The organism is Streptomyces sp. NPDC088116, from assembly GCF_044741745.1.
GTDB lineage: Bacteria > Actinomycetota > Actinomycetes > Streptomycetales > Streptomycetaceae > Streptomyces.
In genome coordinates, this window is record NZ_JBIUTF010000007.1 from 122,754 (window position 1) to 137,306 (window position 14,553).

The 14,553-nt window shown below is 69.5% G+C and carries 11 protein-coding genes and 1 pseudogene; 7 read left to right on the forward strand and 5 right to left on the reverse strand.

Going from position 1 to position 14,553, the window contains the following annotated elements; genetic code table 11:
- Nucleotides 1-186 precede the first annotated feature (186 nt).
- Nucleotides 187-1,059 carry a DUF5707 domain-containing protein gene (locus tag ACIOJD_RS26845; RefSeq protein ID WP_401918205.1) on the forward strand — a complete coding sequence of 291 codons (873 nt, stop codon included), beginning with the start codon at nt 187-189 and terminating at the stop codon, nt 1,057-1,059.
- A gap of 26 nt (nt 1,060-1,085) precedes the next feature.
- Here ACIOJD_RS26845 and ACIOJD_RS26850 read toward each other — a convergent pair whose 3' ends face one another.
- Together ACIOJD_RS26850 and ACIOJD_RS26855 are read right to left on the reverse strand one after the other, a co-directional pair.
- A complete protein-coding gene (locus tag ACIOJD_RS26850; RefSeq protein ID WP_401918206.1) occupies nt 1,086-3,719 on the reverse strand; it encodes an HAD-IC family P-type ATPase in 2,634 nt (877 codons plus the stop codon).
- Between the two features lie 136 nt (nt 3,720-3,855).
- Nucleotides 3,856-4,167 (reverse strand): DUF2530 domain-containing protein, encoded by a 312-nt coding sequence (locus tag ACIOJD_RS26855; RefSeq protein WP_401918208.1) that lies wholly within the window; start codon nt 4,165-4,167, stop codon nt 3,856-3,858.
- A gap of 285 nt (nt 4,168-4,452) precedes the next feature.
- On the opposite strand from ACIOJD_RS26855, the gene ACIOJD_RS26860 reads away from it, so the two are divergent.
- From ACIOJD_RS26860 to ACIOJD_RS26870, 3 genes are all read left to right on the forward strand, one after another.
- Nucleotides 4,453-5,907, forward strand: a complete 1,455-nt coding sequence (locus ACIOJD_RS26860) for an NCS2 family permease (RefSeq protein WP_401918209.1) — start codon at nt 4,453-4,455, stop codon at nt 5,905-5,907.
- Between the two features lie 88 nt (nt 5,908-5,995).
- A complete protein-coding gene (locus ACIOJD_RS26865; RefSeq protein ID WP_401918211.1) occupies nt 5,996-6,448 on the forward strand; it encodes a MarR family winged helix-turn-helix transcriptional regulator in 453 nt (150 codons plus the stop codon).
- A 29-nt stretch (nt 6,449-6,477) separates the two neighbouring features.
- A complete protein-coding gene (locus tag ACIOJD_RS26870) occupies nt 6,478-7,992 on the forward strand; it encodes an MFS transporter (RefSeq protein WP_401918212.1) in 1,515 nt (504 codons plus the stop codon).
- A gap of 31 nt (nt 7,993-8,023) precedes the next feature.
- Here the strand turns inward: ACIOJD_RS26870 and ACIOJD_RS26875 are convergent.
- Nucleotides 8,024-8,274, reverse strand: a pseudogene (locus tag ACIOJD_RS26875) (Uma2 family endonuclease); the annotation flags it as partial.
- An 83-nt stretch (nt 8,275-8,357) separates the two neighbouring features.
- On the opposite strand from ACIOJD_RS26875, the gene thpR reads away from it, so the two are divergent.
- Nucleotides 8,358-8,990, forward strand: coding sequence for an RNA 2',3'-cyclic phosphodiesterase (thpR, locus tag ACIOJD_RS26880; RefSeq protein ID WP_401918214.1), 633 nt, complete (start codon nt 8,358-8,360; stop codon nt 8,988-8,990).
- A 134-nt stretch (nt 8,991-9,124) separates the two neighbouring features.
- On the opposite strand, the gene ACIOJD_RS26885 is transcribed toward thpR, so the two are convergent.
- Together ACIOJD_RS26885 and pip are read right to left on the reverse strand one after the other, a co-directional pair.
- Nucleotides 9,125-10,126, reverse strand: a complete 1,002-nt coding sequence (locus ACIOJD_RS26885) for an aldo/keto reductase (RefSeq protein ID WP_401918215.1) — start codon at nt 10,124-10,126, stop codon at nt 9,125-9,127.
- A gap of 117 nt (nt 10,127-10,243) precedes the next feature.
- Entirely contained in the window at nt 10,244-11,245 is a 1,002-nt protein-coding gene (pip, locus tag ACIOJD_RS26890; protein WP_401918217.1) for a prolyl aminopeptidase, read from the reverse strand.
- A 355-nt stretch (nt 11,246-11,600) separates the two neighbouring features.
- On the opposite strand from pip, the gene ACIOJD_RS26895 reads away from it, so the two are divergent.
- A complete protein-coding gene (locus ACIOJD_RS26895; protein WP_401918218.1) occupies nt 11,601-13,334 on the forward strand; it encodes a lysyl oxidase family protein in 1,734 nt (577 codons plus the stop codon).
- A 165-nt stretch (nt 13,335-13,499) separates the two neighbouring features.
- Nucleotides 13,500-14,501, forward strand: a complete 1,002-nt coding sequence (locus ACIOJD_RS26900; protein WP_401918220.1) for a WD40 repeat domain-containing protein — start codon at nt 13,500-13,502, stop codon at nt 14,499-14,501.
- Nucleotides 14,502-14,553: the final 52 nt, after the last annotated feature.

Here is a 14,553-nt window from a genome sequence, read left to right on the forward strand (position 1 = left end):
ACCGGCCGCCTTTTCGGGCGAGTTCGACGGTCGGAATGGGTGATCTTCGCAGATACTTCATCTTTGCGTACAACCATTCACATGCGGCCCGAGTCTGGTCTGTCGAGTCATGAGGCTCACAGACCAGACGGGTCCCGCCGTGGTGGACGACCGCACCGCGAGACCCCTTTTCCACTTGGGGAATACATGCGTATTCGTGCCACTGTTGCCGCTGTCTCCGGCGCCCTGGCCCTGACCGCCCTCGCCGTACCGGCGTCCCAGGCGGCTCAGACACATGACGACCGGCCCGCGCTGAAGCTCCCCACGGCTTCGTGGTCGCAGGGCGCCTCCGGCGCTCCGAAGGCGGACAACCGCTCGGCGCGGGCGGCGCAGGCCGCGCCCGTGATCAGCAAGACCGTCGTGAACGGCGGCAAGCCCATCGTGGTCGGCACGACCGTCGCCAAGAAGGTGTCGGTCTCCATCACGGCGTCCGACGACTCGGGCATCGAGGACGCCTTCGCGCTCATCTGGACGGGCGGGTCGGACATCAACGACGAAAACTCCTACGGGTTCGTCCCGGAGGAGGAAGCGGCCACGTGCAAGGCCGCGAGCGCCACCACCTCGACCTGCACGCTCACCTTCGTCATCGACCCGCTGCTCCTGTGGAACGTGGACGCCACGACCTGGAAGGTCTACTCCGCCGCGCTGAGCAAGGACGTGGAGGTCGTCGAGAAGCAGAGTGCCGCCACGGTCAAGTTCCAGCGCCTCTCGCGGCTGACGGTCAACGCCGCCCCGGAGCCGGTGAAGAAGGGCAAGACCATCACGGTCACCGGCAAGCTGGACCGTGCCAACTGGGACACCAACAAGTACGCGGGCTACGCGAGCCAGCCCGTGAAGCTTCAGTTCCGTAAGAAGAACAGCAACACCTACACCACCGTCAAGACGGTGAAGGGCACCAACACCGGGGCCCTGAAGACCACCGTCAAGGCGGCGCAGGACGGTTACTGGCGCTGGAGCTTCGCCGGTACGGCCACGACCCCGGCGGTCAACGCCACCGGTGACTTCGTCGACGTGAAGTAGTCCGGGGCCGCTCTCGCGGCTCTCGCTCAGGAAGGGCCCGGCAGCCGGCCGGGCCCTTTCGCGTTCCCGCCGCCGGACGCGCCGGGTGCGCCGGACGCGCCGCCGGATCCGGTGGACGCGCCGGACGCCGGGCCCCGCCGCCCCACCCACCGCCAGCAGAACTCCAGCGCCACCGACGCCACCACCGCGATCGCCACCGCCGCCCACGGCATCGTCGTACCCACCAGCCGCAGCGCGAAGAAGTGCTGGAGCGCGGGCACCCCGAGCACCACCAGGAACGCCACTCCCATCGACACCACCAGGCAGACCCGCCACCAGGTGTACGGGCGGGCGACGATCGCCAGGACCCACATGGAGACCAGGAACAGGGTGAGCGTGGCCGCGCTCGTCTCCGCGTTCAGGGAGTTCGCCCCGGTGTAGTGGCTCCGGGCCAGGAGGTACGTGGCGAAGGTGGCGATCCCCGCGATGACGCCCGAGGGGATCGCGTACCGCATCACCCGGCGTACGAAGTGCGGCTGGGCGCGCTCCTTGTTGGGCGCCAGCGCCAGGAAGAACGCCGGGACGCCGATCGTCAGCGTGGACAGCAGCGTCAAGTGGCGGGGCAGGAAGGGGTATTCCACCTGGAAGCAGGCCACCAGGATCGCCAGCAGCACCGAGTAGACGGTCTTCGTCAGGAAGAGGGTCGCCACCCGCGTGATGTTGCCGATGACCCGGCGGCCCTCCGCGACCACCGACGGCAGCGTCGCGAAGCTGTTGTTCAGCAGCACGATCTGGGCGACGGCCCGGGTCGCCTCGGAGCCCGAGCCCATCGCGACACCGATGTCCGCGTCCTTCAGCGCCAGGACGTCGTTCACTCCGTCCCCGGTCATCGCGACCGTGTGCCCGCGTGAGCGCAGCGCGCCGACCATGTCGCGCTTCTGCCGTGGGGTGACCCGGCCGAAGACCCCGTGGGACTCGATGACCTCGGCCATCTCCTCCGGTTCGGCGGGCAGCCGCCGGGCGTCGACCGTGTGCTCCGCGTCCGGGAGGCCGAGCTTGCCGGCCACCGCGCCGACCGAGACCGCGTTGTCGCCGGAGACGACCTTGGCGGCGACGCCCTGGTCGGCGAAGTACGCGAGGGTGTCGGAGGCTTCGGGCCGCAGCCGCTGCTCCAGGACGACGAGGGCAGTCGCCCGCGCGCCGGACGCCGCGTCGGGGGCGTCCAGCTCACCGGCCGCACGGGCGAGCAGCAGGACGCGCAGGCCCTGCGCGTTCAGCTGGTCGATCTCCTGGAGCACCGGATCGCGGTCCGGCAGCAGGACGTCGGGCGCCCCGAGCAGCCAGCCGGTGGGGTGCGCGCCTTGCGAGGGCCCGCTCTCGCGGAAGGCCGCGCCGCTGTACTTCCGTACGGAGGAGAAGGGCAGCGCCGCCGTGACGGGCCAGGACGGGCGGCGCTCGCCGTAGGCGTCGATGATCGCCTGGAGGCTGGAGTTGGGGCGCGGGTCGGTTGCCCCGATCGCGCCGAGGACGCTCCGTACGTACGACTCGTCCGCGCCGCCCAGCGGTCGCAGCTCCCGGATGTCCATGCCGCCCTCGGTGAGCGTGCCGGTCTTGTCGAGACAGACGACGTCGACGCGCGCGAGCCCTTCGATGGCGGGCAGTTCCTGGACCAGGCACTGCCGGCGGCCGAGCCGGATGACGCCGATCGCGAAGGCCACGGAGGTCAGCAGGACCAGGCCCTCGGGGATCATCGGGACGATGCCGCCGACGGTGCGCGCGATCGAGTTCTTGAAGTCGGCCTGTTTGACGACCAGTTGGCTCAGGATCAGGCCGGTCGCGGTCGGGATCATCATCCAGGTCACGTACTTGAGGATCGTGCTGATGCCGCCCCGCAGCTCGGAGTCGACCAGGGTGAAGCGGGAGGCCTCCTCGGCGAGCTGGGCGGCGTAGGCGTCCCGCCCGACCCTGGTGGCCCGGAACGCGCCGGAGCCCACGACCACGAAGCTGCCCGACATCACGGGGTCACCGGGGCGCTTGGGCACCGCTTCGGCCTCGCCGGTGAGCAGCGACTCGTCCACTTCGAGGCCCTCGGCCTCGACCGTCTCGCCGTCGACGACGACCTTGTCGCCGGGGCCCAGTTCGATCAGGTCCCCGAGGACGATCCCGGAGGTGGGGATCTTGGTGGCGACACCGTCACGCCGTACGACCGGCTTCGCCTCGCCGATCACCGCGAGGCTGTCGAGGGTCCGCTTGGCGCGCAGCTCCTGGACGATCCCGATGCCGGTGTTGACGATGATGATGAAGCCGAAGAGGGTGTCCTGGATCGGTGCGACGAAGAACATGACCACCCAGAGCACACCGATGATCGCGTTGAACCGGGTGAAGACATTGGCGCGGGCGATCTCGCGCGTGGAGCGGCTGCTGCGTACGGGGACGTCGTTGATCTCGCCACGGGCGACCCGCTCCGCGACCTCGGCGGGGGTCAGGCCGCTGTGGCGGTGGGCGGACGCCGGGGGCTTCATGGGGTGTACGGGGTCGAGCTCGGAGCCCGCGTCGATGGCGGGGCCGGTGTGCGGGGCAGGGCTGATGTGCGGGGCGGGGCCGGTGTGCGGGGCGGGGCCATGAGATCCACGGTCGTGCGGCTCGGGGCCGTCGCTGTCGATCTTCGCCCGCTGCGTCATGGTTTCGACGGTACGGCCGGTGGGGCGGGTTCACCCGCCGAGCGGCGCGAGATCCGACCCGGGGACGAGGGGGTGTCGTCCCACGGTGTTACGTCTCACGGTGGTACGGAGCGGGGTCGGTACGTGGAGCGCCCGGTCAGAGGGACGGGCCGGTTTCCGTGCCGCCGTCCTTGTCCCCCGCTTCCCCTCCGGCCCCGGCCGCCGCGCGCTTGATCGCCGCGTCCCGCCCTCGTACGTACCAGAGGCCGATGAGCCCGAGCCCGGAACCGGCCAGACAGGTCCAGATCCACCATGCGTGCCCGTGATCGCTGTACCAGCCGTAGAAGGGGAGTTGCAGGAGGAAGAGGACGAACCAGATGATCGTGCCACCCAGGACGGTGCCGACGACCGGCCCCTCGAAGGGCTCGGGTGCCTCACGGTGGGGAGTCCCCATCCAAGAACCGGTCATGGCGTCAGTCTATGCGGGCCGATGGGGGCCGACGCGGGCCGGTGCGGATGGCCTGCCCGGGTGGCATCGGGCCAGTCGGCACATGGGTCTACGCGCGAAGATAGCGATCTTCGTTCGTTCTGTTCATACTGAAACGGTTTCTTGGCTGATTCATTTTGTTCGCATGGAAACCCAATGGGCATCGGTTGGACATCTGAATCTGACCAAGTACTGCCGTAGTCCTTGCCCGCCGTACGTCGTAGTTGCACGTTCTCTTCCCCTCTCGTTCGACGACTGAGGTTCCGCATGCCTTCCCCGGCCACCGCGCCCGTCGGTTCCGACGCCCAGCCGCCCACCCCCGGGCAGTCGTCCGGCGGGCTGGACCGCTTCTTCAAGATCACGGAGCGCGGCTCCACGGTCGGCCGTGAGATACGCGGCGGCTTCGCCACCTTCTTCGCGATGGCCTACATCATCGTGCTGAACCCGATCATTCTCGGCAGCGCGAAGGACATGTACGGCCACCAGCTCGACAACGGCCAACTGGTCACCGCGACCGTCCTGACCGCCGCCTTCTCCACGCTGCTGATGGGCGTCATCGGCAATGTGCCGATCGCCCTGGCGGCCGGACTCGGCGTCAACACCGTCGTCGCCCTCCAGCTGGCCCCCAGGATGAGCTGGCCGGACGCGATGGGCATGGTGCTCCTCGCGGGCCTCGTGGTGATGCTGCTGGTGGCGACGGGGCTGCGGGAGCGCGTGATGAGCGCCGTGCCGCTCGGGCTGCGCAAGGGCATCGCCATCGGTATCGGCCTCTTCATCATGCTGATCGGCCTGGTCGACTCGGGGTTCGTCTCCCGTATCCCGGACGAGGCCCACACCACGGTGCCGCTCCAGCTCGGCTCCGACGGTCATCTGCACGGCTTCCCGGTGCTGGTCTTCGTCATCGGCGTGCTGCTCACCCTCGTGCTGATCATCCGCAAGGTGCGGGGCGCGATCCTGATCTCCATCGTCACGATGACGGTCGTGGCGATGGTCATCGACGCGGTGGCGAAGGTGCCGAGCTGGGGTCTGACGGCCCCGAAGTGGCCGGGCAACCCGGTCGCCTCCCCGGACTTCGGGCTGATCTTCGACGTGAGCCCCTTCGGCGGCTTCGGGAAGGTCGGCATTCTCACCGGGGCCCTCTTCGTCTTCACCGTGCTGCTGTCCTGCTTCTTCGACGCGATGGGCACGATCCTCGGCGTCGGCGACGAGGCCAAGCTGATGGACAAGGACGGCAACCTGCCCGGGATCAACAAGGTCCTCTTCGTCGACGGCATCGCGGTGGCGGCCGGTGGCGCGGGCTCGGCCTCGGCGAACACCTGCTTCGTGGAGTCCACGGCCGGTGTCGGCGAGGGTGCCAGGACGGGGCTCGCGTCCGTCGTGACGGGCGGGCTCTTCGCGGTGGCGCTGTTCCTCACCCCGCTGGCGACGATGGTCCCGTCCCAGGCCGCGACGCCCGCGCTGCTGGCGGTCGGCTTCCTGATCATGGCCGGTTCGATCCGGGACATCGACTGGAGCGACTTCACGATCGCCGTCCCGGCCTTCCTGGCCATGCTGATGATGCCGTTCACCTACTCGATCACCAACGGCATCGGTATCGGTTTCATCGCCTTCAGCGTGCTGCGCCTGGCGACCGGACGGGGCCGTGAGGTGCCGGCGGCGATGTACGCCGTGTCGGCGGTCTTCGTCTTCTACTACGCGATGCCGGCGCTGGGGCTGACGTAGGGCGCGGGGGCTTCGCGGGACAGGTGATCCACCACCGGGAGGGCCTCCCGGTGGTATTTAGCATGGGTAATGAGTTACGCTAACAAACATGCCTGACCTGTCCCACGGTGACGAGATCGAGAACGAGAACGACTCCGCCGTGAACGCTCTTCGCTCCGCCGTCATGCGGCTGGGCCGGCGCCTGAAGCACCAACGTGTGGATGAGTCGCTGAGCCCCACCGAAATGTCGGTCCTGGGCACGCTCGCCCGTTGTGGTTCCGCCACCCCGGGGGAACTGGCTCGTAAGGAGCATGTCCAGCCGCCGTCGATGACCCGCATCGTGGCGCTGCTCGAAGCGAAGGGTCTTGTCAGGCTCGAGCCGCACCCCGACGACCGTCGGCAGAAGGTGGTCAGCCAGACCGAAGAGGCCGAGGCGATGCTCGAAGAGAGCCGCCGCAAGCGCAATGTCTGGCTGGCGTCCCTCGCTGAAGGCCTGGACGAGGACGAGTGGGCGAAGCTGCGCGCTGCCGCTCCCGTCCTGGAGAAGCTCGCCCACCTGTGACCCGCGCGCTCCAAGGAGGCGAACCCACTTTGAGTACGGGATCCGGAGCAGACTCCGCCCCCGCACCGAAATCCACCCACGACAGCACGACCCAGGACCCAGGCTGTACGGACAGCGGCGCGACCCACGAGGGCGCGACGCCCGGCAGCGGCCCGGCGGACAGCACGTCCGCCACCGATTCCGATACCGATACCGGTTCCGACACCGCCACCGCCACCGATGCGGACCCCAAGACCACTGGCAAGACCGGCAAGACCGGCAAGACCGGCGGCGGGACCTTCTCGTCGCTGAAGATCCGCAACTACCGCTTGTTCGCGACGGGTGCCGTCGTCTCCAACATCGGTACGTGGATGTCCCGCGTCACCCAGGACTGGCTGGTCCTCAGCCTCACCGGCTCCTCGGCGGCCGTCGGCATCACGACGGCGCTCCAGTTCCTGCCGATGCTGCTCTTCGGCCTCTACGGCGGCGTCATCGCGGACCGCTACCCGAAACGCCAACTCCTGGTCTTCACCCAGGGCGCGCTCGGCCTGTGCGGGGTCTCCCTTGCCGTCCTGACCCTCTCCGGCAACGTCCAGGTCTGGCACGTCTACCTGATCGCCTTCCTGCTCGGCATGGTGACCGTGGTCGACAACCCGACCCGCCAGTCGTTCGTCTCCGAAATGGTCGGCCCGGACCAGCTGCGCAACGCCGTCAGCCTCAACTCCGCCAACTTCCAGTCCGCCCGGCTCATCGGCCCCGCCATCGCCGGTGTGCTCATCACCACGGTCGGCAGCGGCTGGGCCTTCATGCTGAACGGCCTGTCGTTCACCGCACCCCTCATCGGCCTGATGCTGATGCGCTCGCACGAGCTACACGCGTCCGTCCGAATACCGCGCGGAAAGGGCCAGCTGAGGGAGGGGCTGCGCTATGTGCGCGGCAAGCCCGAACTGATCTGGCCGATCGTCCTCGTCGGATTCATCGGCACCTTCGGCTTCAACTTCCCGATCTGGCTGACGGCCTTCGCCAATGACGTCTACGACGGCGGCGCGGGCATGTACGCCTTCTTCAACATCCTGATGGCGGCCGGTTCCCTGGCCGGCGCCCTGCTCGCGGCCCGCCGCCGCTCCAGCCGCCTGCGGCTGCTCGTCCTCGCGGCGATGGCCTTCGGCCTGCTGGAGATCGTGGTCTCCTTCTCGCCGACCGTCTGGCTCTTCTCGCTGCTGCTCCTGCCGATCGGCATGCTCGGCCTGACGACCAACGTCAGCACCAACACGAGCGTCCAGATGGCCTCGGATCCGGAGATGCGGGGCCGGGTGATGAGCCTCTACATGATGGTCTTCGTCGGTGGTACGCCCATCGGCGGCCCGCTCCTCGGCTGGGTCACCGACACCTACGGCGCCCGGATCGGCTTCGCCACGGGCGGCGTGGTCTCCCTCCTCGCGGCGGCGGCGATCGGCCTGGTCCTGACCCGGGTGATCGGGGTGCGCCTCAAGATCGACCTGCGTAAGGGCCGGCCGCACATGGAGTTCGTACCGAAGAAGGAGCAACTGGCGACGGCCGCGTGACGTGCCGGTGGCTCCGGCCGGCGAGCGCGGAATCCGACTTGACCCGCCTGCGCGGGATACCGGGCCCGAAGCTGTTCGATGACCGCCAGAGTGATCTCCCAATGGGTGTCCCGTTGCGGCCACATGAAGATGTTCCCCCCGACGATCTCGACCTTGTATCCCTCGGGGACGGGCATTTTTTTCGAGCGTCTCGAACATCTTGTCCAGAGTCAGCTCGTCGCTCTCGTCGCTCTCGTCGCTCTCGTCGGCCATGGCGGTCCTGTCGGTCTCGATGACGGTCATCGTGGTGCTTCTGCGCCATAACGAGAAGCAGGGCGAAGGGGGGGCACGCGCCGTGTGGCCGGTGCGGCTGGGAGACTCGGCGCATGAGACTGTTCGCCGCCGTGCTGCCGCCCGCCGAAGCCGTCCAGGAGCTGGACCGGGCCGTCGTACGGCTGCGTGAGCTGCCCGGTGCCGACGGGTTGCGGTGGACCGAGCGGGCCGGCTGGCACTTCACGCTCGCCTTCATGGGGGAGGTCGAGGACGGCCTGATGCCCGAATTGGCGGAGCGGCTCGGACGGGCCGCGTACCGTACCGAGCCGTTCTCCCTGCGTATCCGGGGCGGCGGGCACTTCGGCGACCGTGCGCTGTGGGCCGGGGCCGCCGACGGGACCTTCGGCGCGGGCGGGGTCGACGGGATGCGGCTCCTCGCCGGGCGCGCCGATGCCGCCGCGCGCCGGGCCGGGGTGCCGATGGAGGAGAAGCATCCCCACTACCGGCCGCATCTCACGCTCGCGCGCAACCGTGGTGCGGGCGCCGACCTGCGGCTGTACGCCGACGAGCTGAGCGGCTTCGAGGGCACGCCGTGGGGCGTGGCCGAGCTGGCGCTCGTACGCAGTGTTCTGCCGGTGAGCGGGGTGCCGGGGGAGCAGCCGCGGTACGAGACGATCCTGCGCCTCCCGCTCGGCCGGGCCCGTACAACCGACCCGGGCGACGGGTCCCCCGCACCCGGCCGTTAACCTCGACCCGTGGACCCCAAAACCCGTAACCGGATCATGGCCTTCGTGCTGGTGCTGATGTTCGCGACCATCGCGGTGGCGGCCGCGTTCGGTTAGACACCGGCCGGGGCCGCCCCGGATCGTACGTACGAGGCCTACCAGGCGAAGGCCTCCGGTGCCGGGCCCGGACCCGGGAAGATCTCGTCCAGTGAGGACAGGACCTCCTCCGAGAGCTTCACCTCGACCGCCCGCAGGGCCGATTCGAGCTGTTCGATCGTGCGCGGGCCGACGATCGGACCCGTCACCCCGGGACGGGTGAGCAGCCACGCCAGCGCCGCCTCGCCCGGGTCGACGCCGTGCTTGTCGAGGAGGTCCTCGTACGCCTGGACCTGTGCCCGGACGGCCGGGTCGGCGAGCCCGGCCACCGCGCGGCCACCGGACGTACGGGGGGTCGTACCGCCCTCGCGCTCCTTGCGGATCGCGCCGCCGAGCAGGCCTCCGCCCAGCGGCGACCAGGGGATGACACCGAGGCCGTACTCCTGCGCGGCCGGGATGACCTCCATCTCGGCGCGACGTTCGACCAGGTTGTACAGGCACTGCTCGCTGACCAGGCCGTACGAGCCGAGGCGGCGGGCGGTCTCGTTGGTCTGGGCGATCTTCCAGCCGGCGAAGTTGGACGAGCCCGCGTAGAGGATCTTGCCCTGCTGGATCAGGGTGTCGATGGCCTGCCAGATCTCCTCGACCGGGGTGTCGCGGTCGATGTGGTGGAACTGGTAGAGGTCGATGTGGTCGGTCTGGAGCCGCTTGAGGCTGGCGTCGACCGCGCGGCGGATGTTCAGGGCGGAGAGCTTGTCGTGGTTGGGCCATGCCGGGGGCCCGTCGGGGGCCATGTTGGCGTAGACCTTGGTGGCGAGCACGACCTTGTCGCGGCGGTCGCCGCCCTTGGCGAACCAGGTGCCGAGGACCTCTTCCGTACGGCCCTTGTTCGCGCCGAAGCCGTAGACATTGGCGGTGTCGACGAAATTGATGCCGGCGTCGAGCGCGGCGTCCAGGATGGTGTGGCTGTCGGCTTCGTTGGTGAACTGACCGAAGTTCATCGTGCCGAGAACGAGTCGGCTTACCTTGAGTCCCGTGCGTCCGAGCTGCGTGTACTCCATGCCTCCCTAGCCAACGCGTTCGAGCGCACTCCAGGCAACCCTGTGTGGTCCGTGTCGTCGGCGTGATCCGTGCGCCGGTTGTGGCCGTCGGGGCGCGTCCGCCGACGGCCACCGTCCTCAGCCGCCGAACGCTGCGAACGCGTCGAGCGCGGCGCGCACTTCGCGGTGCTGGGTGCCGCTGCCCTTGTGCCCCGCGTCCTCGATGACGGTCAGCCGCGCGTCCGGCCAGGCGCGCGCCAGCTCCCACGCCGTGCCGAGGGGCGTGGACAGGTCGAACCGGCCGTGGATCAGTACGCCCGGGATTCCGGCCAGCCGGTCCGCGTCACGCAGCAGCGCGCCCTCGTCCAGCCAGGCGCCGTGCGAGAAGTAGTGCGCGCAGATCCGGGCCACGGCCTGCCGGTCGGCGGGCGGGCGCTCGCCGAACGGGTGGGGGACGCCGTTCGGTTCCATGGACAGTACGGCGTCCTCCCACGCGCACCAGTGGGCCGCGGCCCGCTCCCGTACGGCCGGATCGGGGCTCTCCATGAGGCGGGAGTAGGCGGCCGGGAGAGCGCAGGGGTCGTCCGGATCGACGTCGGGTTCGCTCTCCGGGACGCCCGCGCGGAAGCGTTCCCATTCCTCGGGGAAGATCTGCCCGGAACCCCGGTACAGCCAGTCGGTCTCCGTGCGCCGGGTCGTGGTGACCCCGGCGATGACGATCTCCGAGACCCGCTCCGGGTGGGTCTCGGCGTACGCGAGGATGAGCGTCGAGCCCCAGGAACCGCCGTACAGGAGCCAGCGTTCGATTCCGAGACGGGTGCGCAACCGCTCCATGTCGGCGATGAGATGGCCGGTGGTGTTGTGGCGCAGGTCGGTGGTGGGGTCGCTCGCGTGCGGGGTGCTGCGCCCGCAGTTGCGCTGGTCGAAGAGGACGACCCGGTAGCGCTCGGGGTCGAAGAACCGCCGGGAGCGTGGGCCGCGGCCGGAGCCCGGACCGCCGTGGACGACGAGCGCGGGCTTGCCCCGCGGATTGCCGCAGACCTCCCAGTGGACGAGGTTGCCGTCGCCGACGTCGAGCATGCCGTGCTCGTAGGGCTCGATGGGCGGGTACAGCGGGTCGGGGGCGGGGGTCTGAGGCATGGCGGCTCCCTGGTGCGTGGTGTGGGTTCGACGCCGAGCCTATAGATGCAACAGCGCTGTTACATCTGATTTCGGCGAGGGGCGGGCAAGGCTCTGCGGGGCTTTAGCACACCCGGGGGATTGATGGGACAGGGCTGCGCGACGATGGCCTGATCGGCGATCAGAAGGCACGTTTTCGGCCAACGATCCGGGAATTCGCCGGTGGCAGACAACCCGAAGTGGCGACCCCCGGATCTCACAGGTGACTCACAGCGTGGTCGAACCCCGTCGGGAAGCAGGGGAGTTGACCGGTCATGAGTTGCCAGTCCGTCCCGATGTCCCTGTGCCCGCGCGGCACTCGCAGACGAGGATTTCGATGACCAGACCTCAGCCCCACAGCCGAATACGGCGTTCGGCGGTCGCCACCGCCGCCACGCTCTCCGTGGTCGCCGGCGTGGCCGGAGCCGCGCCCGTCGCCGGGGCGAGTGAGCCGTCCGCCCCCAAGATCGGCCTGCTCGTCGCCTCCAACTCGGTCACACTCGACCGCTGGGAAGGCGAACCGGGCGTCTACCTGGATCTCGGTACGTATGTCTCCACCGACGGCGGACCCCTCGAGTTCCGGGTGAAGCGCGCGTCGTACAAGGCGCCCGTCGTCGCCGAGCAGATCATCCGGGAGGGAACGGAGACCCGGACCAGGACCCTTCCCGAGGGTCTGGTCAAGGACTTCACCGGGCTGCCGGACTTCCTCCAGGTGACGTTCGACGACGCGTCCGGCGCCGAAGTGCTGAGCACCAAGCAGACGTTCTGCCCGAACAACGCGTCCGGCCGGATCCGTCATGACGCCCCGGCCACCTCGAAGTATCCCGAGAGCTGCCCCACGAACCCCTTCACCCTCGGATCGGTGTGGGGCGTCGAGAACGGCTGGGCGAGCAACACGAGCCAGGCCTGGTACGACAAGCCGGTCGACCTGCCGGTCGGCGAGTACACCGCCAAGATCTCCGTGACGGAGAAGTACCGCGAGCTGTTCGACATGCCCGACGAGTCGAAGACGCTCAAGGTGACCGTACGGGAGATCACCGGGGAAGAGGGAGGCGCCGGGGCGGCGGCCTCCGGTTCCGGCTCGGCTCGGGCCAAGTCCGCGCCGTCCGGCCACTCCGGGCACTCGGGGATGTCGGGTCACGCCGGTCACGGCGCCGCCACACCCGCGCAGGCCATGGCGGCGAGCGGCCACATGAACCACGAGGGCCGTGGGGCGGACGCTCCCACTCCGCCCGCGCTGCCGCACGCGTTCCTGGCCGGCGGCAAGAAGATGCGGCACCTCGGTGACGGGTCCGGCCACACCGACGGTTCGCGGATCGCGCCCGCGCTCAAGCCCAACGCCAAGCGCCCGACCGGCCGCGCGAGCGTGCCCGACGTGCCCAAGCCCGACCTGCGCTCCCTGCCGGCGTACGACATCGGCATCTCGGACGGCGAGGACGGGGACGTCCCGGGCAAGGACTACATGGTCTTCAGCGCCAACGTCTGGAACGCGGGCCCCGCGCCACTGGTCGTGGACGGGTTCCGCAGCCCCGGCAAGGACCTGATGGACGCCTACCAGTACTTCTACGACGCCGACGGCAAGCAGGTCGGATACGCCCCCTCGGGCACCATGGAGTGGGACGCGCGCAAGGGCCACGAGCACTGGCACTTCACCGACTTCGCCAGCTACCGGCTGCTGAGCGCGGACCAGGCCGAGATCGTGCGCAGTGGCAAGGAGGCCTTCTGCCTGGCCAACACCGACGCCGTCGACTACACGGTGAAGAACGCCAACTGGCACCCGAACAACACGGACTTGTCGACCGCCTGCGGTGTGCAGAGCTCGATCTCCGTACGTGAGGTGCTCGACGTCGGCTCCGGCGACACGTACACGCAGTACCGTCCGGGGCAGTCGTTCGACGTCACCGACCTCCCGAACGGCACCTACTACATCCAGGTGATCGCCAACCCGGAGAAGCGGCTGCACGAGACGGATCTGACCAACAACGTCGCGCTGCGCAAGGTGATCCTGAGCGGGGAGCCCAACGCCCGTAAGGTGACCGCGCCGCCGCACGACCTCATCGACGCTCCCTGATCCACCTCGACGCTCCCTGATCCCATCCGGACAGGGCGACTTCGATCGTGGGTCCGGGCGCCCGCAGCGTTGCTGTCAGGCGTCCGGGCCCACGGTCACGCCGGTGTCCGCGTTCGTTTCCGGACGGGTGGGCGGCGGGTGCGGGCGGGGTGGCAGGCTGTCGGCATGCGTTCGCTTCCGCGTCATCCCGGTCCCGCTCTCGTCGCCGTCGTCGCCGTGCTGTGGGGCGCGCCCGCCGCCGTCGCCGCCGACGGGAAGCCCGACCAGAGCTTCACGATCGAGGACTCGCGGATCACGGAGTCCAGCGGGCTGGCCGCGAGCCGTAGCCATCCCGGTGTCTACTGGACGCACAACGACAGCGACGACGGGCCGTACATCTACGCCGTCGACTCCAGGACCGGCGAGACGGTCGCGACGATCACCATGAAGGGCGTCGGCGATCCCCGGGATGTGGAGGCCGTTTCCGTGGGCTCCGACGGGAACGTGTATGTCGGCGACATCGGCGACAACCTGAACGGCAGCTGGGACCATGTGTGGATCTACCGGTTCCCCGAGCCCGAGCGGCTCGGGGACGCGACCGTGCGCGCGACGCAGTTCACCGTGCGGTACGCCGACGGGCCGCGCGACGCCGAGGCGATGATGGTGCACCCGAAGACCGGCCGGGTCTACATCGCCTCGAAGAACGAGAACGGCGGCGGGCTGTACGAGGGTCCGGCGGAGCTGACCTCGTCCGGGTCGAACACCTTCCGGCGGATCGGCGAGGTGCCGTGGGTGACGGACGGCGCGTTCTCGCCGGACGGCAAGGAGCTGGTGCTGCGCTCCTACTTCAGCGCGCGCGGCTATGCCTGGAAGAACGGCCGGCTGGGCGCGGACCACCGGGTACGGGCACCGATCCAGGGCCAGGCCGAGTCGGTGACGTACACGGCGGACGGCAGCGCGCTGATGTTCGGCTCCGAGGGCGAGCAGAGCGGGGTGGAGCGGGTGGACCTGGACAAGGACTCCGGCGGTGACTCCCCTTCGGGCAACGGCAGTTCCCTGATCGGGGGGAGCGACGCGAACGGCTCGGGCGGCGCCGGAGGGCAGGGCAACGCCACGCTGGGCGCGATCGTTCTCGCGGGCCTGGCGGTGCTGTTCCTCGGCTTCAAGTGGCGGCGCCGCAAAGGCTGACGGCCCCGCACGCGGAAACTGGATCCGCGTACAGGGCCGTCAGTGAGAGGCG

Bases quoted from the DNA above. Each gene is read 5' to 3' on its own strand.
- ACIOJD_RS26845 (WP_401918205.1), top strand. From the start codon at position 187: ATGCGTATTCGTGCCACTGTTGCCGCTGTCTCCGGCGCCCTGGCCCTG.
- ACIOJD_RS26850 (WP_401918206.1), bottom strand. From the start codon at position 3,719: ATGACGCAGCGGGCGAAGATCGACAGCGACGGCCCCGAGCCGCACGAC.
- ACIOJD_RS26855 (WP_401918208.1), bottom strand. From the start codon at position 4,167: ATGACCGGTTCTTGGATGGGGACTCCCCACCGTGAGGCACCCGAGCCC.
- ACIOJD_RS26860 (WP_401918209.1), top strand. From the start codon at position 4,453: ATGCCTTCCCCGGCCACCGCGCCCGTCGGTTCCGACGCCCAGCCGCCC.
- ACIOJD_RS26865 (WP_401918211.1), top strand. From the start codon at position 5,996: ATGCCTGACCTGTCCCACGGTGACGAGATCGAGAACGAGAACGACTCC.
- thpR (WP_401918214.1), top strand. From the start codon at position 8,358: ATGAGACTGTTCGCCGCCGTGCTGCCGCCCGCCGAAGCCGTCCAGGAG.
- ACIOJD_RS26885 (WP_401918215.1), bottom strand. From the start codon at position 10,126: ATGGAGTACACGCAGCTCGGACGCACGGGACTCAAGGTAAGCCGACTC.
- pip (WP_401918217.1), bottom strand. From the start codon at position 11,245: ATGCCTCAGACCCCCGCCCCCGACCCGCTGTACCCGCCCATCGAGCCC.
- ACIOJD_RS26895 (WP_401918218.1), top strand. From the start codon at position 11,601: ATGACCAGACCTCAGCCCCACAGCCGAATACGGCGTTCGGCGGTCGCC.
- ACIOJD_RS26900 (WP_401918220.1), top strand. From the start codon at position 13,500: ATGCGTTCGCTTCCGCGTCATCCCGGTCCCGCTCTCGTCGCCGTCGTC.